Source organism: Viscerimonas tarda (genome assembly GCF_054601255.1).
Genome location: NZ_BAAHWV010000023.1, coordinates 18,760 through 39,562, shown reverse-complemented (window position 1 = coordinate 39,562; position 20,803 = coordinate 18,760). Strand labels below are relative to the sequence as shown.

The 20,803-nt window shown below is 44.1% G+C and carries 19 protein-coding genes; 4 read left to right on the top strand and 15 right to left on the bottom strand.

Annotated features, from left to right (window positions below):
• Positions 1 to 90: 90 nt before the first annotated feature.
• Complete coding sequence (uxuA, locus tag ACYPWY_RS10815) at positions 91 to 1,263, bottom strand: mannonate dehydratase (RefSeq protein WP_459685541.1); 1,173 nt, start codon at positions 1,261 to 1,263, stop codon at positions 91 to 93.
• Positions 1,264 to 1,541: 278 nt separating this feature from the next.
• Here uxuA and ACYPWY_RS10810 point away from each other — a divergent pair, with 278 nt between their 5' ends.
• Positions 1,542 to 2,660, top strand: coding sequence for a DUF362 domain-containing protein (locus ACYPWY_RS10810; RefSeq protein ID WP_459685540.1), 1,119 nt, complete (start codon positions 1,542 to 1,544; stop codon positions 2,658 to 2,660).
• A gap of 112 nt (positions 2,661 to 2,772) precedes the next feature.
• The gene (locus ACYPWY_RS10805; RefSeq protein ID WP_459685539.1) at positions 2,773 to 4,191 is read left to right on the top strand and encodes a tetratricopeptide repeat protein; all 1,419 of its coding nucleotides are present in this window, start codon (positions 2,773 to 2,775) and stop codon (positions 4,189 to 4,191) included.
• Between the two features lie 26 nt (positions 4,192 to 4,217).
• On the opposite strand, the gene ACYPWY_RS10800 is transcribed toward ACYPWY_RS10805, so the two are convergent.
• The 4 genes from ACYPWY_RS10800 to ACYPWY_RS10785 form a co-directional block, all read right to left on the bottom strand.
• Positions 4,218 to 4,532, bottom strand: coding sequence for a type II toxin-antitoxin system RelE/ParE family toxin (locus ACYPWY_RS10800; protein WP_459685538.1), 315 nt, complete (start codon positions 4,530 to 4,532; stop codon positions 4,218 to 4,220).
• Positions 4,532 to 4,729: a hypothetical protein gene (locus tag ACYPWY_RS10795; protein WP_459685537.1), complete on the bottom strand. Its 198-nt coding sequence runs from the start codon at positions 4,727 to 4,729 to the stop codon at positions 4,532 to 4,534. Before ACYPWY_RS10795 ends, ACYPWY_RS10800 begins: the two co-directional genes overlap by 1 nt.
• Before the next feature lie 119 nt (positions 4,730 to 4,848).
• On the bottom strand, positions 4,849 to 5,160 hold the full coding sequence (locus ACYPWY_RS10790) for a type II toxin-antitoxin system RelE/ParE family toxin (RefSeq protein ID WP_459685536.1): 312 nt from the start codon (positions 5,158 to 5,160) through the stop codon (positions 4,849 to 4,851).
• A complete protein-coding gene (locus tag ACYPWY_RS10785; RefSeq protein WP_459685535.1) occupies positions 5,157 to 5,372 on the bottom strand; it encodes a hypothetical protein in 216 nt (71 codons plus the stop codon). The genes ACYPWY_RS10790 and ACYPWY_RS10785 overlap by 4 nt, the downstream gene beginning before the upstream one ends.
• Before the next feature lie 91 nt (positions 5,373 to 5,463).
• On the opposite strand from ACYPWY_RS10785, the gene ACYPWY_RS10780 reads away from it, so the two are divergent.
• Positions 5,464 to 5,667, top strand: a complete 204-nt coding sequence (locus tag ACYPWY_RS10780; RefSeq protein ID WP_459685534.1) for a hypothetical protein — start codon at positions 5,464 to 5,466, stop codon at positions 5,665 to 5,667.
• Between the two features lie 282 nt (positions 5,668 to 5,949).
• Here ACYPWY_RS10780 and ACYPWY_RS10775 read toward each other — a convergent pair whose 3' ends face one another.
• The 7 genes from ACYPWY_RS10775 to ACYPWY_RS10745 form a co-directional block, all read right to left on the bottom strand.
• Positions 5,950 to 7,077 carry a metallophosphoesterase gene (locus ACYPWY_RS10775; RefSeq protein ID WP_459685533.1) on the bottom strand — a complete coding sequence of 376 codons (1,128 nt, stop codon included), beginning with the start codon at positions 7,075 to 7,077 and terminating at the stop codon, positions 5,950 to 5,952.
• Positions 7,074 to 8,189: a metallophosphoesterase gene (locus ACYPWY_RS10770; protein ID WP_459685532.1), complete on the bottom strand. Its 1,116-nt coding sequence runs from the start codon at positions 8,187 to 8,189 to the stop codon at positions 7,074 to 7,076. Before ACYPWY_RS10770 ends, ACYPWY_RS10775 begins: the two co-directional genes overlap by 4 nt.
• A gap of 252 nt (positions 8,190 to 8,441) precedes the next feature.
• Positions 8,442 to 9,122 (bottom strand): zinc metallopeptidase, encoded by a 681-nt coding sequence (locus ACYPWY_RS10765; protein WP_459685531.1) that lies wholly within the window; start codon positions 9,120 to 9,122, stop codon positions 8,442 to 8,444.
• A 181-nt stretch (positions 9,123 to 9,303) separates the two neighbouring features.
• Positions 9,304 to 10,413: a PDDEXK family nuclease gene (locus ACYPWY_RS10760; protein ID WP_459685530.1), complete on the bottom strand. Its 1,110-nt coding sequence runs from the start codon at positions 10,411 to 10,413 to the stop codon at positions 9,304 to 9,306.
• Entirely contained in the window at positions 10,358 to 11,122 is a 765-nt protein-coding gene (locus tag ACYPWY_RS10755) for a DNA-methyltransferase (RefSeq protein WP_459685529.1), read from the bottom strand. The genes ACYPWY_RS10760 and ACYPWY_RS10755 overlap by 56 nt, the downstream gene beginning before the upstream one ends.
• Positions 11,123 to 11,141: 19 nt before the next feature.
• Positions 11,142 to 12,401: an adenylosuccinate synthase gene (locus ACYPWY_RS10750; RefSeq protein WP_459685528.1), complete on the bottom strand. Its 1,260-nt coding sequence runs from the start codon at positions 12,399 to 12,401 to the stop codon at positions 11,142 to 11,144.
• Positions 12,398 to 12,913, bottom strand: a complete 516-nt coding sequence (locus ACYPWY_RS10745; protein WP_459685527.1) for a Fur family transcriptional regulator — start codon at positions 12,911 to 12,913, stop codon at positions 12,398 to 12,400. The genes ACYPWY_RS10750 and ACYPWY_RS10745 overlap by 4 nt, the downstream gene beginning before the upstream one ends.
• A 143-nt stretch (positions 12,914 to 13,056) precedes the next feature.
• Here ACYPWY_RS10745 and ACYPWY_RS10740 point away from each other — a divergent pair, with 143 nt between their 5' ends.
• Positions 13,057 to 13,260 carry a hypothetical protein gene (locus ACYPWY_RS10740; protein WP_459685526.1) on the top strand — a complete coding sequence of 68 codons (204 nt, stop codon included), beginning with the start codon at positions 13,057 to 13,059 and terminating at the stop codon, positions 13,258 to 13,260.
• An 88-nt stretch (positions 13,261 to 13,348) separates the two neighbouring features.
• On the opposite strand, the gene ACYPWY_RS10735 is transcribed toward ACYPWY_RS10740, so the two are convergent.
• From ACYPWY_RS10735 to ACYPWY_RS10725, 3 genes are read right to left on the bottom strand one after another with little or no spacing between them, the layout of a single operon-like run.
• Entirely contained in the window at positions 13,349 to 15,859 is a 2,511-nt protein-coding gene (locus tag ACYPWY_RS10735; protein ID WP_459685525.1) for a hypothetical protein, read from the bottom strand.
• Positions 15,860 to 15,904: 45 nt separating this feature from the next.
• Entirely contained in the window at positions 15,905 to 18,379 is a 2,475-nt protein-coding gene (locus ACYPWY_RS10730; protein ID WP_459685524.1) for an alpha-L-arabinofuranosidase C-terminal domain-containing protein, read from the bottom strand.
• 19 nt (positions 18,380 to 18,398) lie between these two features.
• A complete protein-coding gene (locus tag ACYPWY_RS10725; protein WP_459685523.1) occupies positions 18,399 to 20,714 on the bottom strand; it encodes a glycoside hydrolase family 31 protein in 2,316 nt (771 codons plus the stop codon).
• Positions 20,715 to 20,803 lie beyond the last annotated feature (89 nt).

The window sequence follows — 20,803 nt, the reverse complement described above, 5'->3', positions numbered from 1 at the left end:
TCATTAAAAACAAGTTGTAGTGGCTCATCAGCAAACCTCTGTGTTCAGGCACAATCTGAACCGAAAGAATTTTATTCGCCCCCTACAAAATTACTCATACAATGTTTTTGCTATTCCATATTCCAAGCCTCTTAATTCGGCCAGGCCTCTCAGGCGACCGATGCATGAATAGCCCGGATTTGTTTTTTTGTTCAAATCGTCAATCATTTGATGCCCGTGATCGGGACGGAAAGGAATAGAGACATTTCTTTTTTGTTGAATTTCGAGATAGCCTTTCATCACGCCATACATATCCACATTTCCTTCGAGGTGATTGGCTTCAAAAAAGTTGCCTTCACTGTCGCGTTGTGTCGAACGAAGGTGAACAAAATTTATTCTGTCGCCCAGTTCCACAATCATGTTCGGCAAATCGTTGTCGGCGCGCACACCGAAAGAGCCGGTACAAAAACACAAGCCGTTAGACTCGTTCGGCACAGCTTCCACCAGCTTCAGGAAGTCTTGTTTGGCGCTGAGGATACGCGGCAATCCGAGAATGGAATACGGCGGATCATCGGGATGGATGGCCAGTTTTACGCCAACTTCATCGGCAACGGGGGCAATTTCTTTCAGAAAATCAATCAGGTTTGAGCGAAGTTTTTCTGCATCAATTCCGTTGTACCTGTTCAGTTGAATCTGAAATTCTTCCAGCGTAAAACTTTCTTCGGCGCCCGGCAATCCGGCAATCATGTTGCGAACAAGCGTATTTTTATCCGCTTCCGACATTTTATCGAAACGGGCTTTGGCTTTGGCTATTTCTTCGGCAGTATATTGTTTTTCGGCGCCCGGACGTTTCAAGATAAACAGTTCGAAAGCGATAAATGCATCCCGTTCAAACTTCAGGGCTTTCGACCCGTCAGGCATGGTGTAGGCCAGGTCGGTACGCGTCCAGTCGAGTACGGGCATAAAGTTGTAGGTAACAATCATCACGCCGCACTTAGCCAGGTTACGGATGCTTTCCTTGTAGTTTTCGATGTATTTTTTGTAATCGCCTTCCTGTGTTTTGATGTATTCGTGCACGGGGATACTTTCAACCACCGACCAGGTCAGCCCAATGTCTTCTATCTCCTTTATCCGCTTTTGTATTTCCTCTACGGTCCATACTTCCCCATTTTTTATGTGGTGCAGTGCAGTAACTATTCCGGTTGCTCCGGCCTGTTTTATATCGGCTAAAGTTACGGGGTCATTCGGCCCGTACCAGCGCCAGGTTTGTTCGCCTAAAATCATTTGTATCTGTTTTTTATGGTTTATAATAATTGTGAATACAAATTTACGGAAAAGAAATGGAAAAATCAATTAGCGGATTGGATAATCAGGGCAAACCATGAAAAAAGTCCTTTGGACTTTTTTCGGTTCACCGACAAAACTGGTCTAGTCCCATGCGGGACTAAATACGGGGTGTTATCGGTGAACCCTTTTTCAAGGTTTGCCCTGATCAGATAATCTATTCTTTCCATTTTTCACTTTTTTTCCGTACGTTTGCACTACATAAAAATCAGCGTAAAATGAATGCTTCAAAAGTTTACTTTACCAATCTGCGGACAAGCCCATCCAGTAGCCTGCTAAAGAAGTTGGAACGGCTTGTTAAACGTGCCGGTATCGAGAATATTGATTTTAAAAACCAGTTTGTCGCCATAAAAATCCATTTTGGCGAGCCTGGGAATCTGGCTTTTATACGCCCCAATTATGCGGCGCAAATAGCCACCCTGCTCCGCACATTAGGCGCAAAACCTTTTCTTACCGATAGCAATACCCTGTATTCGGGTCGTCGCTCCAACGCGATTGACCATATTCAGAGCGCGATGGAGAACGGGTTTAATCCTATCTCGGCCAAATGCGACATTATTATTGCCGATGGACTGAAAGGAACCGATTACCGCGAAATAGCGATTGACGGAGAATATTGCAAAGCCCCCAAAATTGGGACTGCCATAGCCGATGCCGATATTATTGTCAGCATGAACCACTTCAAGGGACACGAACAGGCGGGATTTGGCGGCGTTCTGAAAAATCTGGGAATGGGCTGTGCCAGCGTTGGCGGAAAGCTGGAATTGCATTCGGCCTCGCAACCGGTTATCGACCGCGAATCGTGTACGGGCTGCGGCGTATGCGCCAAGAATTGCGCCCACGATGCCATACACATCGGAGGCGATAAAATTGCCGTTATCGACTACGAAAAATGTGTCGGTTGCGGACAATGCATCGCTCTTTGCCAGTACGACTCTGCGGTGATGGGCGATGGAGAAACCTCGGAACGCCTGAACTATAAGATTGCCGAATATGCGAAAGCCGTACTATTGGGCAAACCCCATTTTCATATCAGTTTCATCATGAATGTATCGCCCGAGTGCGACTGCTGGAATCATAACGATGCAGCAATTATTCCCGACCTGGGCATTGCCGCCTCCTTCGACCCCATTGCACTCGATCAGGCTTGTGCCGATTTAGTAACAAAAGCGCCCATATTGGGCGGAAGCATATTGGCCGACAAACACCCGCACGAACAGATGGAAGGAGAAGACAAATTCCATTTAGCCCATCCCACCACCAACTGGCAAGCCGGATTGGAACATGGCGAAAAAATTGGCTTAGGGACACGGCAGTATGAGTTGATTACGGTTTGAACAATATATCAATGTGCTGATACGCTAATGTGCTGATGTGAATAATGACTTTGTTGTCGCTTTGCGCCAATTAGCACATCAGCATATCAGCACATCAACACATTAAAGAATTATGGAAGAAAAAGATGTTTCGGACTTGGTAAGGCGGTATGAGCAGATGCTTGAATCGGGTAAGAGTATTTATTTTGATGCGGAGGAATTTGATGACCTGGCCGAATATTACGATATGCTCGACGACTTGGAGACGGCTAAAAAATTAGTTGATTCGGGTTTGAAGATTCATCCGGGTAACCAATCCTTGTTGCTCAAAAGCGCCAGATTCGTCATTTATTCGGGGCAATACCGCGAAGCGCTGGAATACCTGAATAAAACTTTCGATGGCTACGATTTTGAATTGTATCTGCTGAAAATTGAGTGTTTACTCAATTTGGATTTATATAGCGAGGCAAACCTTTTGGCGGAAGAGGTACTAAACGATGACGAAACCGATGAGGAGGTCATTTTTGCAGAATTGGGCTTTCTTTATGAGGAATCGGATTATTACGACGATGCTATTTCGTTTTTTGAGCAGAGTTTAGCTTTTGAGCACACAAATATAGAGGTACTGGCCGAATTGTCGTATGCCTACGAAATGTGCGACAACTTTGCGCTTGCCGTTGATGCAACAAATAAAATACTGGACATAGACCCCTATTCGTACGAGGCCTGGACAAATATGGGGAAACTTTATTCCTTACAAGGTCAATACGAAAAGGCGATTGATGCTTTTGATTTTGCCCTGACGATTGACGATTCGGATGCCGATTTGCTTAAACTGAAGGCACATTGCTTTTCGTTGTGTAACCGCACGGATGAGGCGATTGCCCTGTTTGAAGAATGCATCGTGCTGAATCCTGAGGATGAATCGTTGTACTATTCCTTGTCGGACTGCTATTTCTCGCTGGAATTGTACGACGACATGTTGTGCAGCCTCAACCGGTACGAAAAACTGCATGGCAAAACGGCGGAAATATTCGCCAAAAAAGCCCTGGCCTACCTGCAAAAAGAGGAGATGGAACAAGCCTGTCTGCTCATGCAATCGGGAATGGAGATAGACCCCGAATCGGAAGACCTGAATATAGTGGCCGGTGAATTTTATTTCAGACTGGGAGAGTATGCCAAATCGGAAGTTTTCTTCTTAAAGACCTATGGAAAAGAGCAGGACGACAGAGTGATGCTCGACAGATTGTCCCTCATCAGCATAGCGAAGAATGATATAGATAAAGCCATAGAATATACCGAATCGCTGGAGCAGGTAGCGCCCGATCATTCGACGAAAATACGCCTTGCCCTGCTGTATTTTGAAGTCGGCGACCGGCAGAAGTTCAATGAATACCTCAACACTTTCAACGATGAGGAGCTGAAACTGCTGACAGAGCTCTTCTTCTCGGACGAAAACTTTGTTCTACCCACAATAACAAGAGAGGCGCTGATAAGTAAGTTGAATGACGCACGGGAATGCCGACAGTTGTTTAAGAATATTGTTTATTAGGCGGTTGCCCTGGGTATGATAAAATTTTATAGTGAAAGTCCCGAGATAGTATTTGCCGGAACAATGCGGTGTATGTAAACAGTTTTGCCGTGGACGGTGTAGATAATTGCCATTTTCTTGTAGTTCAACCGGCGGACGTTGTGCCCGTATTTCAAGAAGTAGGTTCTGTTTTGAAATTGATAGCTTTCTGCATCTTTTTCTAGTTCCTGTATTCTTTTCTCCAATCCATCAATATAACGTATCGCCGTATTATATGTTTTGTAGCCATACATAATAAGATCGGACAATTCATCCATGTCTTCTCTTGCAGCTTCTGATATTACAACTATATAATTTTTCATTATCCCACCCCATAATGTCGTTTTAATTTAGCTCTCACTTCTCCGAATACTTCGTCAACTGTATATGTTTTCCCCGATATGCCTTCAGGCATAGGGTAATTCATTTCTACGCTTTTTTTTGCTTCGAGATTGCGGGCTATTTTACGCCCTTCGGGTTTCGATACGTCTATGCGAGCTGTTACCATATTACTATTCATAGCTTTCTGTTTTAATTGGTTTCATTCACAAAGTTAGCATAAAATTCCCACTTATACACAAAGGGATAAAAATGTCTTACAAAATTTATAGGGGAAAGGAAAAGGGGTATGATAAAAATTTATAGTGAAAGTTCCGAAATACTATTTGCCGGAACAATGCGGTGTATGTAAACAGTTTTGCCGTGGACGGTGTAGATAATTGCCATTTTCTTGTAGTTCAACCGGCGGACGTTGTGGCCGTATTTTTTTAATGATTGCCGGGTTTGTATGGCGTATATTTCAGGATTCGTTTCGAGTTGTTTTATTACGGCATTCAACCCTTTAACATAATTCTGAGCAGTGATTGGAGCGCTATATCTCTCACAGATAACACTATACAATTCTTCCAAGTCTATTTGTGATTCATCCGAATAGTGTATGTTATATTTCATAACTCAATACCTTTACGCATATCGTAATCGTAATGCTTACTCAATTTATCAAGAAATTTACCAAAAACTACTTCATGCGAATTTTCATTTGATATAGAACCGATTAGCGGGTATTCCAGTTCTACACTTTTTTTTGACTCAAGCTCCCTGACTATTTTACGTCCCTCGGGTTTCGACACGTCTATGAGGGCAGTTATCATATCTCTTTCCATAGTTGTATCTCTTTAATTAGTTTCGTCCACAAATATACGATTTTTTTTGTGAAAAGAAAAGCCGACATTTACATTTACTCAGGGCAAACGCATGAAAAATTTTAGACCCACTATTACGGATGAGATTCCTCCCTTTGGTCGGAATGACTCGCCTGTTGGCGGTTTAAGAGATGAGGAAGCGGCGGCTTTGCCGCCGCTTCCTCATCCCCTCTCCCAAAAAGGAGACAGTCATTCCGACCAAAGAGAGGAATCTCCTGCTCATATCAGCAACTTTACCGAAAGGCATAAGCAGTAAAATTTTTCAGGCGGTTGCCCTACAGGTTTGCCCAGTCGTGTTCGGAAGATTGTAATTATTTGTTATACAAATAAAAGCTGTGTGTTATTAGCATCATTCCGTAGGAATGCTTCGCTCGGTAGAAAAATCAGGCTTAACAGGGGTCGCATTCCGAATGGAATGCGTCCTCGTTTGGTTACTTCTATGCTACCGAGCGATGCAATCCTAACGGATTGCAGCATCTTAAACAATTATATCATTGAAATTTGCAATCTTCCGAACACGACTGGGCGTTGCCCTGATCTACTGTCGAAATTGAGCATGAATAACAACAACCTCCGAAACGGTTCCTATGCGGAATTGGGGGCCTGAAAGCCCCAGGCCGGAGGTTACATAGACCTGTGTGTTGTCTTTTTTCTTGTAGCCATGTCCTACTTCATAAATGAGGTTGATCAGGATGTTGTACGGAAAAATTTGTCCGTTATGGGTATGTCCGTAGAAAGCCATATCAACCTGTTCGTCCGATTCTTCCGACAAGCGGCGAGGTTCGTGATTCATGACTATTACGGGGTAATTTTTGTCAACTTGTTTCATCAACTCCCCAAGCGCTTTCCTCACCGGCGCTTTGTCGTCTTCCCTGCCGACAAGGTAAAAGGCATTGTTGACTTTTACAACCGAATCGCGCAGAACGGTCAGTCCGGCTTTGTCTTTCAGCCATTTTATTTTCGCTTCGCCATCGAGGCGGTATTCGTGGTTGCCGGTCGATGCAAAAACGCCATAAGGGGCCTTCAACCGCCTGAATTCCCGATCCATCTGCTGCATATCCAAAGGCCGGATGTCGTAGTCGATAATATCCCCCACTAAGAGAATGAGGTCGGGCTTTTGCTCCATAATCTTATCAATATACATCTTCAGAACATCCCGGTTTACCAGGTAACCGGCGTGTATATCGGCCACCATCACAATTTTCAGTTCTTTGACCTCCGATGGCTTATCTACCGTAATATTCAGCTCATTGACTACCGGATGCCAGAACATGTAACTGCCGTAAGTCATGGCCAGTATAACAATCAGGCTGGAAGCGGAAAAATAGATGCGCTTATTTCGCAGCCTTTGCAGATTCAGTTTGCGGGGAATCGCTTTTATCCACTTCCCCAGATAATTGACCGTGTCGTAAGCTATCAGCAGGGCAGCCATATACAGGATAAGAATTGCCCAGCTGGTGCCGGTCATCATCACCGGATAAAGTATTTCCAGCGATATTTCATCGACAAACACAAATCCGAACAGGTAAACGGACAGCTCGGCGGCAAACAGAACAACAAGAAGTATCCTGTACGCCTGTTTTGGCGGAATAATTTTCCATATCTTCCAAAAAACGTAGGCATTGAGAAAGGTATGAACCAGTATGGCGTTTATAAATACCCTCATCGCTGTTTCAAATCTATTACAACATACTCCGACTGCGTCCCAATTCGGAACTTGCCGCCCCAGATGCCGATTCCTGAGCTTACATAAATAGAGGTATTGCCCTTTTTCAGAAAGCCGTGCGATTTCTCGTAAAGTTTATCCGTGATGAGGGATATAGGCCACACTTGCCCATGATGGGTATGCCCCGAAATTTGCAAATCTATGTTGTTGGCTTCCGCTTCTTCCAGGTTATAGGGTTGATGATCGAGCAAGATGATGGGTTTAGTCTTATCCAATTGAGACACCAATTCCGACAAGGGTTTCCGGTTGCGACTTGATCTGTCGTTCCGCCCCACGATGTAGAACGAACTGTCAACCAGGGCATAGGAATCTTTCAGGAGATGTATGCCGGCATCATTAATAAAGCGGACGCTTTCGTTCACGCCACTCATATAATCGTGATTGCCCAGGCACATATAAATGCCCAACGGCGCCTTTATTTCCTTAAAGCACTGCTCCAAACTATCGCTACGCAATGGGCGGATGCTGCTGTCGATAAGGTCTCCGGCTATCAGCACCACATCCGGTTTTTCGGCATTTATTAAATCAATCCATTTCAGCAATTCCTGTTTACCAATGCCGTATCCAAGGTGCAAATCGCTGATGGCTACCATGCGAAGCGATTCCCGTTTCTCCATTTTCTTTTCGGTTACCACCGGCGCTTCCACCCGCACTTTCCAGCAATATTTGAGGTAGCCGCATACCATAAGCATGGTGATGAAGCCAAAAGCCAAAGCCAGTCCCGCCCAATTATCTTTTGTGTAATGCGAAAACGAATCGGCAGGTATGATGTGCAGCAGGCGAATCAGGTCTTTTAACAAAGTCAGGATAAAAAGGTAGAGGAAAATAAACAGCCACGATGTGCCAACCCTGTAAAAGAAAGACGACAAAGATATCGGCAGCACATCGCCAAAAATGAAATAGATAAACAACGACGACACCAGCGCCGTAGCCAGCGATACCAGTATAATGCGTCCAACATTGCTTGGCGGCATCAAAAGCCAGATGCGGTGAAAAACATAAAAGTTTCCGCCGATAAAAGCAAGCAGGATAAGGATAAAGCCGAATTTCATAGAGTTTGTTTTTTAGACAAAAAAGAGACTGTGTTATATGTTGATAACAGCACACGGATAACACAGAATAGACGGATAAATACGGATTTCATTTTTATATACATCTAATTTTCAGCATTCTATAAATCATAAAATTAAATATATTGAGTCGCCTTCGCTCCCCGAACATTGTTTCCGTGTTTATCCGTATATTCCGTGTTATCCGTGTGCTATATTATCGTAAAAATCTGAGACAAGCTCTTCTTTTAAAATTTATCTTCTGTTGCCCAAGGCAATCATCACATAATATACCAATGTGGCAAGCGAACCCAAAGCGGCAACTACATAAGTATAAGCAGCCCATTGAAGGGCATCTTTTGCCATGCCATGATTGCTGACATTGGTTATACCGGAGCTGTTCAGCCAGACCAAAGCCCTTTTGCTGGCATTGATTTCCACCGGCAAGGTTACAAAACTAAACAGGGTGGTGAGTGCAAATAATCCTATACCTATCCACAAAAGACTTGGAAAAGTATTCATCATAAAAATACCGCCCAGAATAACCCACATCACCCATTTAGAGGCAAAGCTGACAACCGGAACCAAGGACGACCGCATCTTCAAGGGGCCGTAAGCGTAAGCGTGTTGCACGGCATGTCCACACTCGTGAGCGGCGACTGCGGCGGCGGCAACGCTGTTGCTGCTGTAAACGCCACGGCTCAGGTTGACTGTTTTATTGAGAGGATTGTAGTGGTCGGTCAGCGTACCTTCGGTGGAAGTGATCGTTACATCGTAAATTCCGTTATCGTGCAGCATCTTTTCGGCCACATCCCTACCCGTCATCCCGTTAGAAAGCGGTATCTTCGAGTATTTCTTAAATTTACTTTTCAGCGTAGCCTGTATGATCCAACTCACCAAGGCTATCCCAATAAATAATATCCATCCTATTTCCATAAATTTATTCTCTTACTGGTTTTAAATTAATATTCAATTGTCTTCTATTGGTAACTTTCAAATAGCGTGCCACACAAGCGAAATGCAAGAAGTAGAACGTGAAAAATAGTTTTTTCTTGATGTTCTACCTTGTTAGTTACTACCAAGGTTGATGACTTCATAAGCTTATCAAAAACTCATTTTATTTCAATTGATCCCGTATGTCATTAATTAATTGTGATATAGGCCTCACATAACCTTTCAATCCTATATGTTCGCTCGCATATTTCAATCTCCGACTATTATCTGGCAAATAAAATATATGTCTATGCCCACCAAGAAGAGTGAGTTTATCGTCCGACAAATCCTCATCAAATGTTACAATGTGATATATATGTTTGATTTTGAATTTACTCAAAACAGTTGCTTCAGCGGAAGAGACTTGTTTCCATCGTTCACGTAAAGTCCGTTTACAAGAAATACCAATTAACCAACCATCTTTGGTTTTTACCCAATTATCTACCTCAATGTCTGCCTGAAAATGAGCTGGAGCTTCTGCCCTTTTAATCTTATAATAATCTAATATAAAATCTGTAACATCTTCTAAACTTCCTCCCGCTCGTTTTTTTCTTTTTTGCGCAACTCGCCGCTCAAATTCTTGTGTAAATGCAGTTAGGACAATATCTCTATCTTCCTCCGCTATTGAATTGTCTTTAGAGAATAATACACGAAGTGTTGCAAAAGCTCTTACTATTTCTGTCCTTTCTGCTGTTAAACAACCCCTTACACCCAAATCATCCCAAAGAGAAATAACGGTAGCCAAACCTTGTTTTCCTTGAACGTCAAGGTATGACTTGGCTATGTTCAATGTGTATTCTCTATCATCATTCGGAACATTAGTTATTGCTTGGTTCAATGGAATCATAATATTCTCACACGTAATTATGAAAACATCCATATCTTCCAATGTATTAATTTCAGCATCCAATTCATCCAGCATACGGTGCACCCGAATATCCCTTGAGGTGGTTTTTTTATACCGGTCTTCGATTATATTTCGTAAGATTTGTTTTTGCAAATTCAAAGTATCATCGCCTTTGTTTTCTTTCGCAACAAGACGTAAACTGCTTGAAAGAGTGGATAAAAGTTTAGGTTCTTTACCGATAGCAACGTACTTATCATTATTGATTAACATTCTTGAAAACCAATAAACATTATGCCATTTATTCTGAGTGTTAGCGCCAGTCATTATTCTATTACTCTGATATTGCAAATCCTTGTAGTCTAAGTTGTCTTTGTTTTGTATATTCAACTATTCGTTTTTTTGCCATAGTAGTATATTCTGGAGAAATTTCAATGCCAATGTAATTTCGTTTATTTTGAAGCGCCGCAATAGCTGTAGTCCCAGAACCCATAAAGGGGTCTAATACAATATTTGCATGAGTTGATGATATTATACGGTCAATTAAAGAAACAGGGAAAGGCGCCGGATGTGGATTATTCATCTCTTGCGTAAATTCCCAAACATCACCATAGGCATTAGCTTTTGGTGCAAGACGAAAGTCAGGTTTAGCTATCAAATAAATCACCTCGTATGTTGGTAAAAAATAACCAGCGTTAAAGTTGATTCCACCCTTTCTTTTCCAGATAATTATTTGCCGAACAGGAAACCCTGCCACAATATCTTGTCTATCTTGCAATAATCCATCTTGCACACGCCACTTATGATTATAAAATATGGCGCCATCATTTTTAATTAACCGAAACATTTCCGTTAAACAATTTCGTTGCCACTTTGCATACTCTTCATGAGGCATACAATCGTTATGGTGGGTATATCCATTCACTAATTCTGCATTTTTCCATTTACCTCCTCTTCCATCCTTCATTCCATTACCCGTTGAATTTTTAAGATTATAGGGAGGTGATGTTACAATCAAATCAATGGTGTTGTCTGGTATTCGTCTCATTTCATCCAAACAATCACCGCAAATTATTGTATTTAGATATCCTTCAATCATTGCTGTAAATTTTACTCGCTTACCTCATAATTGTCTGTTCCCTATCAGGCCCCAGCGACACGATACGGACAGGCGCTCCAAGTTTTTGTTCCAGAAAATTGAGGTAATTTTTGAATTCGACAGGAAATTCGCTCTCTTTCTTCGTCTTTGTCATGTCAATTTGCCAGCCGGGCAATTCTTCATACACAGGTTCGAGGGTATCTCCTATTTCAAAAGGAAATTCTTCCAGCCGTTGTCCGCCTACGTTATAGGCTACACAGGCCTTGATAGTGGAAAAAGTATCGAGGACATCGCTTTTTGTCATAATAAGTTGCGTAACGCCATTCAGCATTACAGCATAACGGAGCGCAACCAAATCTATCCAGCCACACCGGCGGGGACGACCTGTAACCGAGCCAAATTCAAAGCCTGTTTTGCGGATTTTGTCGCCGGTTTCGTCCAGTAATTCGGTAGGAAAGGGACCGCTGCCCACGCGGGTGCAATAGGCCTTGAATATGCCGTAAACCTCCCCTATTTTATGTGGCGACACACCCAAACCGGTACATGCTCCGGCCGATATGGTGTTGGACGATGTTACGAAAGGGTAAGAGCCAAAATCAATGTCGAGCATTGTGCCCTGAGCGCCTTCGGCCAGTATTTTCTTGGTTTGGATGGCCGTATTTATGTAGTGTTCGCTATCAATAAAGCTAAACTCTTTCAACTTTTTAAGGCCGTCGAACCATTTGGCTTCTATTTCGGGCAAACTGCTCACATCGAAGCCGTAACCGGACAATATCCTGAGGTGGCGTTTCTTTATCGCTTCATATTTTGAATCGAAATCGTACAGAATATCGCCTACTCTCAATCCGCCCCGACCGATTTTGTCGGTGTAGGTAGGGCCGATACCTTTTCCGGTAGTGCCGATTTTTGAATTTCCTTTTTGCGACTCGTAGCAAACGTCCAGTAAGCGATGAGTCGGCAAAATAAGATGCGCCTTTTTCGAAATCAACAGCCTTTTGCTTAAGCTATGCCCCGAAGCTTCCAGAGCCTCTATTTCTTCTTTAAAAAGCGCAGGGTCGAGCACCACTCCGTTACCTATAATATTTACATTGTTGCCCTGAAAAATGCCGGAAGGAACCGAGCGGAGGACGTATTTTTTTCCTCCAAATTCCAAGGTATGGCCGGCGTTTGGCCCACCCTGAAAACGCGCTACCACATCATATTGGGGAGTTAGCACATCCACAATTTTTCCTTTTCCTTCGTCACCCCATTGCAACCCTAGCAGAACATCTACTTTCATTTCTTTTTTGCCGTATTGTTTTTTGATTCTTTATCTTTCTGTATTTTCTTTTTCTCCTGTCCCAGCTTAGCCTTCATACATTTGTTGCATACCCCGTAGATATACATGCTGTAGTAGCTGATATTGAAATGTTGAAGTTTTTTTTGCCGGGAAGGAACAAATAAATTCTCGTTCTTGTATTCTTTCACCTCGCCACACGACACGCAGATCAAATGGTCGTGATTTTCGTTCCCATAAACCCGTTCGTATTGCGAAACATTGGCTCCGAACTGGTGCTTTATAACCAAGCCGCAATCGAGCAACAGCTCTATGGTATTGTACAGCGTTGCACGGCTCACCCTGAAACTATCCTTGCTCATGGCAATATACAGCGACTCCATATCGAAATGCCCTTTGGATGAATAGATATGATCCAATACGGCATAGCGCTCGGGGGTTTTGCGATGATTATTTTTGTTCAAATAGTCGGTAAACTCGGCTTTAACCTGCTCTCTTAACTTTACATTATCCATGCTAAAAACTATACAACACGAACAAAAATACATTATTTTACAGAATAACAAACTATCTGTTTACATATTTATCAAAAATAATTTTCTAATGCCGCAATTTTCTGATTTATTAACGGCAAGGGGATGGTTAGTCAGGGCAAACCTTGAAAATTTTTAGTCCCGCTATTACGGATGAGATTCCTCCCTTTGGTCGGAATGACTCGCCCATTGGTGGTTTAAGGGATGAGGAAGCGGCGGCGAAGCCGCCGCTTCCTCATCCCCTCTCTCAAAAAGGAGACCGTCATTTCGACCAAAGGGAGGAATCTCCTGCTCATATCAGCAACTTTACCGAAAGGTATAAGCAGTAAAATTTTTCATGCGTTTGCCCTGGGTGGTTAATGGAGGGGGCGGGTTTAAAACCCGCCCGTACAACCTTGAACCTGAAACTTTGAACCATTAATAAACCACCGGCGCCCCTTCGCTCGTCAAGCCTTCGGCGCTGATGTTTAGTTCTTTGCACGAGCCGTTGTTGTAGAAACTGATAGTTGCTTTTCCTGCTTTATCCGTTTTTACATCGGGATTCCAGTAGAGTGTGCGGCGAAAATCTTTTTCGTCGGGCAGGCGGGCGATGCTGTAATCGGGGTGGTAGAACTCCAATGCTTGAGAAAAGCCTTGGTATTTTGTTTGGCGCGTACCTCGCGGTTCCCTACGGCTGCGTCCGTCTTCGTTGAGGATAATTTGTATTGTAACGGCCTCGCTACTAAATTCTTGTATCAAAATGTGTTCTATCTCGTCAATGCCCGTTTCGCTTACACTTCTCGGATAAGGAGACCCAAATCCGCCGGTGATACCTGCCGGAAAGCCATCAATGAGAAATACTACACCTCTTCCTTTATATCTGTAAGAACTGTCGCCAATGGAAGGTTTAAAATGTAAATCTGTCCTTTCCAAAAACTCGAGCACATCGCTTGATTCACTGCCTCCTGCATCACGGTAGCTGTCTATTTCTTTAATGACATCATAAACCACGGTCGCATACTTCAACTCTCGTTCCATGAATGCTTTTCGTGGATTTACCTTTCCTTTAACCGTTACTTCCGGCAAAACATACGACATCGTGATTTCTTCCTGTTTGTCATCGAATCGGTTCTTGGCATAAACAAGCTCCCTTATTTCGGGCGTTAGTTCTTCTTTTTTCTGCGGGCTCTCAGTTTCTACCTTCTTCTCTTTTTTGGCGAATAAGTGGGTCTCGTAATAGTTGTAGGCCAATGGGGTAAAATCAATATTACGATCTAAAGTTATGCGCGAAACGTAGGGTTTGCTTTTCTTTTTGGCCAACAGGCTCAAATCCCATGTACCTTTTATATCGTCCAAGGCAAAATTAAATTTGCCGTCCTTATCGGTGGTACATTTTCCCCGTTGCGATGAACCGTATGGCGAAGTCATCCACATCGTTACATCAATATTTTCCTGTGGCTTTACGGTTATTGGGGAGAGCGCTTTTCCTTCAATCATCAAACTTTTTTCGATGCCGTACTTCACCTCAAAGGGGGCTGTACCGGCCATTTGCTTCCACGAATAGCGTGTCCAGCCTTGCGTCAACATCAAGAGGTCGAGGGCTATTTTGTGCTTGTTGTCGTCTGCCTCAAAATAATATGCAGGGTCTTCGATATAGCCTTTCAGGTCGGAGGATAACAGCGTGTTGTACAGTATATTATCCGTATAATTGTTTCCCGTATCCGTATCGGCATCCCTCACCGATAGCGAGAAAGTTGTTTCAACCGGATTATTGGCTGCATCTTTTATCTCGAAAGCTATGTCTATCGGGCTATATGGCTCAAACGAAGAGTTGATTTTAGTCGCTTTTATTGGCCGGGACTGATTGGCCGGGTTGACAAAAATCTGCCGTTGCGCCACTACCTCACCCCGGGGAGTAAACACCGTTATTTGTATCACTCCGGCGGGCAGGTTTTCTTTGGGAATGCGCATGGCAAAACGGCCTTCGCTGCCTGTGCCGAAAGATTTGAAGGCATACACTTTTCCCCGGCAGGCAAAAGTGATTCCCAGCGCTTGGGTTGGCTCATTGGCTGTTTTTTCCACTTGCACGGAGATGGATGCAGGATGCAGATTATCAACGCGTAACGAATAGCCGGAGGACAAACTGTGAGGTAGCTCAAACGATTGCTCTTTGCCCTCGTAGCTTAGTTTTGCCGTGTATTTATTCCCGTCGGGATAAAGCTCAAACGAACCCATTCCCTGATGCAGGCTCGAAAAAGAAGTGATTTCTTCGCCCTTGCTGTTATAGACTTTCCCTGTTACCTCAATCGCCGCTCCTTCCTTGTTCGTTGCTTTGAATGCCACCCTATTGCCTATCCCCGCAATCAGGTTGCCGCCCTCGGGAAAGAAACTGAGGTTAACATCCTTGGGTTTTGCACCCTCGCTTTTGCGGATATTCTCCCTGTTGATTTCCTTTCCTCGCACCGACATTTTCTTGGCGGCATAATCGCCCGCTTTTTGGGGTTGGTCATATACCGGAAACACGCGGTTGAACATCACATGCTCACCAAAATTCAACATGCAACGGGTATAAGCCCTCACCTGAAGAAAACCGGAATAGTAATCTTCTTTCAGCACAAAGCCGCCGCTGGCCTGTCCGTCCTCTATCTTTATCTTTTTTGCTTCCAGAACATCCCCTTCGGCAGTCAGCAAATCAACATACAATACTTTGCTCAAGGGCGAAAGGGTGTTGTTTTCGGAGGTAACAACGTATGCTTTAAACCAGATGGCCTCGCCTTTGTAATAACCGGTATTGTCGAAATGGAGATACACTTTTTCCTGCGGATACAGGTTGTTGAAGGCATTGATTTTGCCAACAAACTCAGCGAGTTTCTGCTCTTCGGTTTTTTGCTGAGCAAAAACAGAAAAGCAAGATAGTGTGAAAAGGAAGATAAATAACAGTTTTTTCATGGTATAGCTATATAATCAAATGTGTCAATTGCTGCGAAGCGATATTTAATCCTTCATTTTAATGCGTATAACCGTAAACGAATAGGCGGGCAAGGTACAGGGGAAATCGGCTGATACTTCGCAGGTTCCGCTGGTTGGTTTGGCCTGTTTATCGGCAGGCGAACCCGTCAATACTGTTTTTGAGGCTACCGGATCTATATTCTCCCACTTATCCAGTTTCACGCGGGTATTGACTTCCACCGGCAGCATATTTACCAGCTTCACGATTAAATCATTCGTCCGGCTATCGCGAACCACCGAGCTTGCAATCCGTTTCTTCACGGCATCCCGGTTCTCCGAAAGGGCTACTTTCGTGGGCAAATACATATCTCCCGCATTTTGCCCGTACAATTGCTGAACATAATAGCCTACCGTTGGCTTTACTTCGGTATTATTGAAGTAAATCAGGTCGGGATTCCATTGTGTATGACCTTCTTTGGCCAGCAGAGGGGCATACGATGTCATGCTCACCACATCGCCGTTGCGTTCTACGGCTGTGAGGTAAAGGGCTTCGGCCAAAGCCGTTTCCATGTTGTTGGGTCTGCCGGGTAAATGAGCAGCATACTCGCCCAGATAAACCTTCGGTTTTGTCCGGTCGTATTTATCGTAAAAATCCTGATTATGAATAAACCAGCCGGGCGGATTGTAGTAATGCTCATCTATCATGGGTACACCCAATTGGGTGGCAATCTTCCAGCCTTCCACATAATCCGTTCCTTCGTAAAAAGGCCCTGCCGTTCCGATGACCGTAATCTCGGGATGCTTTTCTTTCACAGCATTGAAAATCAGCGTAAAACGTTCCTCGAAAATATCTGTTATCTGGTCTTCGTTGCCGATGCCGATGTATTTCAGGTTGAAAGGTTTTGGATGACCTGCTTCGGCGCGCTTCTTTCCCCAAGTGGTTTTCAGGTCTCCGTTTGCATATTCTATCAGATCGAGGACTTCCTGCACGTAATCGTCCATTTCGTCCATGGTGATGCCTCCTTGCTGACCTCCCAGCCCCTTGCTTCCGGTTCCCGAATTTTGGCAGGGTACGCCTGCCGGAAGAATCGGAACAGGTTCGGCGCCAATATCTTCGCAAAACAAAAAATACTCAAAATAACCCAATCCGGCAGTTTGATGATAGTTCCAGATATTTCGTTGCGGTTTACGGCTTTCTAGGGGGCCAATTGTATTTTTCCAGCGGTACATGTTCTCCAATCCGTCTCCATGAGCCACGCAGCCGCCCGGAAAACGCACAAATCGGGGTTGAATGTCTGCTACCACTTGAGCCAAATCGGAGCGCAAGCCATTCTTTCTGTTCCTGAACGTATGCTGAGGGAACAGGGAAACCATGTCAATGGAGAATTGAGAGTTGAGAATTGAGAGTTGCAGGCGGGCATCCGAAACCGTTTTATTGGCAATTAACACAGTTTCGTATTTCTTCCAATTATCAGCATTAATGCTTAATTCGGTTTTTCCTAATTCATTATCTTGATTATCTATTAATTGAACGAGCAATTTCCCTTTCTTTCCTTTGGCGAAAACCGAAAAATCGTATTTCTCGCCCGCCTTGACAGGGATGCCGTCAAAGCCATTGTTAATCAGGGTTTCGCCATTTTTTAGCACAACGTAATGTTTATTATTGGGATGAACCGGATTCACCGTATCAATTCTCAGTTCGCCATTTTTAATTTTCCATTGGCTTGTGCTGTTCCAAGTCTTGTCCCGCCCCTGCTTGTCGCCCAAGGCATATTCAAAATCCCGGTTTTGCACCAGCTCTGCGTATAATCCCCCATCGGCGGCGTAATTAATGTCCTCGAAGAAGATGCCGGTTAGCATATTGCTGATGTTTTTGCCATTCGCCACATCAACTGAGATGGTCGCCTCCACAGGCTTCAACGAAGCGAAACGCCCCGCATCACCACTCGTATTTTCGCTGTACAACAGATTTTTATACGCCGACAGTTGTTGAGCTTTTATCAAGTTGTCAACAACCGGCCATGGTACTTTGTGTGTGTTTCCACTTTCGGGTTTACCTGATATGGTCGAGGTTTTTACAAGAATTTCGTTAGCAGGCAAATACATTTTAATGTCCTTGAGCGCCGGATAAGATTGCCTTCCCCACTGAATTAAATCTGTTGATGCAGCCTGCGCAAATGCATCCACGGTTTCGTTTAACGTCCACACACAATGCCATAAACCATCAGAACTCTGAAATAACTTAGGCTGTATCATCCGCTTTTCGGAGCCCCAACGCCCGTAATCGCACTTCAAAAAACTGTGTCCAGGCCCTATTGGGTGCCAATCTTCCTGGTCGATGCTCCAAGCAAAATGCAGGCCGTTTCTGCCACCGTCGGTTTCGGACGCATACGAAAACAAATAGACCGAATCGGGTTCGTTTTCTACTTTATGATTGGCCGAATAGACCGGAAACGAGCAGAGAACCGTTAAAACCGCCACTGCTAAAAATTTTAATTTTACCTGTCCAAAGTATGTCATAAGTTTCATTGTATTATCTCTAAAATTTTATTGCTAATTCTTTCCCATTGTACGATACCTTTTTATCGGCTTTTTTCGTGGGGGCATCACCTGTTCCTTTTTGTGAGCCAACCAATACGAAATTGAATTTCCGGCTTTTCAACATGCCGGGGAATGCGCCTTCACGGTTCTCAATCGTCAGGCTACGTTTGGCATCGTCCCAGCGGAATTTTATGGTGGAATAGACGCCCTTTTCGTAGTTGTAATTGTCGTTTTCGTCCTCATAAAGTACAAATTCGCCGTCTGCACCCGGGTATATCCGCATTTCGAGGTCGTCCCATTTCTTTTCAGTGGTATATTGCACGTCCGGCCCCCAAGGAAGAATGGAGCCTGCCTTTACAAACAGGGGAATAATATCCAGTGGAATATCTTTTTTAACTGCTTGCCCGCCCTTGAATGTTTCGCCCGTCCAAAAATCAATCCATTTGGCGCCTTGAGGAAGATACACATCCCATTTGCTTGTGCTCGGCTGCGTTACGGGAGCCACGAGGATGGAACGCCCAAACAGGTATTGACTGCCTAAATCGAAAGTGTTTTTATCTGCCGGAAAATCCATTATCAGGGCGCGCATAAAAGAACCGTTGTTTTGGCTCACATCCCAGGATGTGCTGTAAATATAGGGCAATAAGCGGTATCGCAGGTTGATGTATTTTTCAATTCCATCAAAACACCATTCTCCCCGTTGACCGAAATTCCATATTTCGCGAGGTATATCCGTTCCGTGCGAGCGCATCATGGGGCAGAAAGCGCCGAATTGCAACCAACGCAAATACAACTCCTGAAATTCGGGATTCTTTGCCCCTCCGCCCGATTTCCAGCGTCCGGCGAAGAAGCCGCCAATATCGCTGTTCCAGTTGGGGATGCCCATCAAGGTATAATTCAGTGCGGCAGGAATTTGCTTTTCCAACATATCCCAAGTCGATTGCACATCGCCGCTCCATGTATTGGAACCGTATCGTTGTTGCCCCACAAAGCCCGAACGCGTAAGTATCACCACCCGTTTGTCTTTGGTCAGCTCTTTTTGGTGCGTAGCTATTCCCTTGTTGTGCATGGTGGAATACGCATTCTTCACACTTCGGTACGAGCCCAGGTGAGTAGGCAGGTCATAATCCGATTCTTTGCGTTCGATGTGGTCGGGTTCGGTAGAATCGAGCCACCAGCCATCATTGCCTATGTAGCTGAATACGCCTTTGTTCAGGTATTTCCAAAAAATATCCAAGGCTTCGGGATTATATACATCGTACGGACGCGCGTCGCTTTGGGGTGGATAGGTGAGGAAGTTTATAATCATATTTTTGCTATCCAGCTCTTTGCGTTGCTCCGTTTTACCTCCAAATCCGGGCCAGGTAACAATCAGCAATTTGGCATGATTTTTATGAATTTCATCCGCCCATTTCACCGGATCGGGAAAGCGTTGAGGGTCGAAACTCTGCGAGTTCCAAGCGCTGTCGGAACGGTTGTACTCCGGCCAGTAACGCCAGTCCTGAATCATCACATCAATAGGAATTTTCAACTCACGGTATTTTTTCAGCACATCCAGACTTTCGTCCTGTGTAGTATAACGCTCCTTGCTCTGGAAATATCCATACGCCCACAAAGGCAGCATCGGCGCTTTACCGGTTAAGTCGCGCATACCGGCAATCACTCCGTCCGCATTTTTCCCATACACAAAGTAGTAGTCGGCACATCGGCCAATACTCGAAAAAGAAAGCTCCTGCGGATTATCGACAAAATCGGAAATAGAATAATTATCCCAATACAGACCATAGCCTTTGATGGACATGAAATAGGGCGAAACGGTAAACGTATTCTCATTTTGCAGGTGATGTTTGGAGTTCCGGCGACTCATCTTGTTATCCAAAATCTGACCAAGGCCGTAAACAGGTTCATCCTTATCCAGCAAAAATGCGCCTCTGACCTCGTTAGCAAAAAATTGTGTCCCATAATCCTTATCCAGCAACAACGATTCTCCGGCGGCATTGTAGAACTGCACAGCGCCGGTTTTCAGGTTTAGCGTCAGGCTTATCTCGGCGCTTTTCAACGTGATGAAATCGCCATTCTCGGAAAACGTTACAGGAACGGCTTCCGGCGTTTTGTTCACCACCAAACTCTTTTTATCGTCAGGTTTCCCCTCCGGCGTCTTATACACCCGGACAATAGAAGGGCTGTAGAATTGTACTTCCACGTCCATTGACTGAACAGGCGCCTTTATACCGCCATTCGTTTTCTGGTAGCTCAGCGCAAACAATTGTGTCGATGCCAATAAAAGGCTAAACACATAAATAAATTTTTTCATGGGGATAAGATTTTTAATTTTTGTGTGCTTGCAAATATAGGATTTATTCTTTTAAAAAAGAAAGGGTGGAGGTTTATTAAAGTTCAAGG

Excerpts from the sequence above, each read along its gene's own strand:
- ACYPWY_RS10795 (WP_459685537.1), bottom strand. The coding sequence starts at position 4,729 with ATGAATAGTAATATGGTAACAGCTCGCATAGACGTATCGAAACCCGAA.
- ACYPWY_RS10810 (WP_459685540.1), top strand. The coding sequence starts at position 1,542 with ATGAATGCTTCAAAAGTTTACTTTACCAATCTGCGGACAAGCCCATCC.
- uxuA (WP_459685541.1), bottom strand. The coding sequence starts at position 1,263 with ATGATTTTAGGCGAACAAACCTGGCGCTGGTACGGGCCGAATGACCCC.
- ACYPWY_RS10750 (WP_459685528.1), bottom strand. The coding sequence starts at position 12,401 with ATGAAAGTAGATGTTCTGCTAGGGTTGCAATGGGGTGACGAAGGAAAA.
- ACYPWY_RS10725 (WP_459685523.1), bottom strand. The coding sequence starts at position 20,714 with ATGAAAAAATTTATTTATGTGTTTAGCCTTTTATTGGCATCGACACAA.
- ACYPWY_RS10765 (WP_459685531.1), bottom strand. The coding sequence starts at position 9,122 with ATGGAAATAGGATGGATATTATTTATTGGGATAGCCTTGGTGAGTTGG.
- ACYPWY_RS10780 (WP_459685534.1), top strand. The coding sequence starts at position 5,464 with ATGAAAAATTTTAGACCCACTATTACGGATGAGATTCCTCCCTTTGGT.
- ACYPWY_RS10730 (WP_459685524.1), bottom strand. The coding sequence starts at position 18,379 with ATGACATACTTTGGACAGGTAAAATTAAAATTTTTAGCAGTGGCGGTT.
- ACYPWY_RS10770 (WP_459685532.1), bottom strand. The coding sequence starts at position 8,189 with ATGAAATTCGGCTTTATCCTTATCCTGCTTGCTTTTATCGGCGGAAAC.
- ACYPWY_RS10745 (WP_459685527.1), bottom strand. The coding sequence starts at position 12,913 with ATGGATAATGTAAAGTTAAGAGAGCAGGTTAAAGCCGAGTTTACCGAC.
- ACYPWY_RS10800 (WP_459685538.1), bottom strand. The coding sequence starts at position 4,532 with ATGAAAAATTATATAGTTGTAATATCAGAAGCTGCAAGAGAAGACATG.
- ACYPWY_RS10755 (WP_459685529.1), bottom strand. The coding sequence starts at position 11,122 with ATGATTGAAGGATATCTAAATACAATAATTTGCGGTGATTGTTTGGAT.
- ACYPWY_RS10775 (WP_459685533.1), bottom strand. The coding sequence starts at position 7,077 with ATGAGGGTATTTATAAACGCCATACTGGTTCATACCTTTCTCAATGCC.
- ACYPWY_RS10785 (WP_459685535.1), bottom strand. The coding sequence starts at position 5,372 with ATGGAAAGAGATATGATAACTGCCCTCATAGACGTGTCGAAACCCGAG.
- ACYPWY_RS10735 (WP_459685525.1), bottom strand. The coding sequence starts at position 15,859 with ATGAAAAAACTGTTATTTATCTTCCTTTTCACACTATCTTGCTTTTCT.
- ACYPWY_RS10790 (WP_459685536.1), bottom strand. The coding sequence starts at position 5,160 with ATGAAATATAACATACACTATTCGGATGAATCACAAATAGACTTGGAA.
- ACYPWY_RS10805 (WP_459685539.1), top strand. The coding sequence starts at position 2,773 with ATGGAAGAAAAAGATGTTTCGGACTTGGTAAGGCGGTATGAGCAGATG.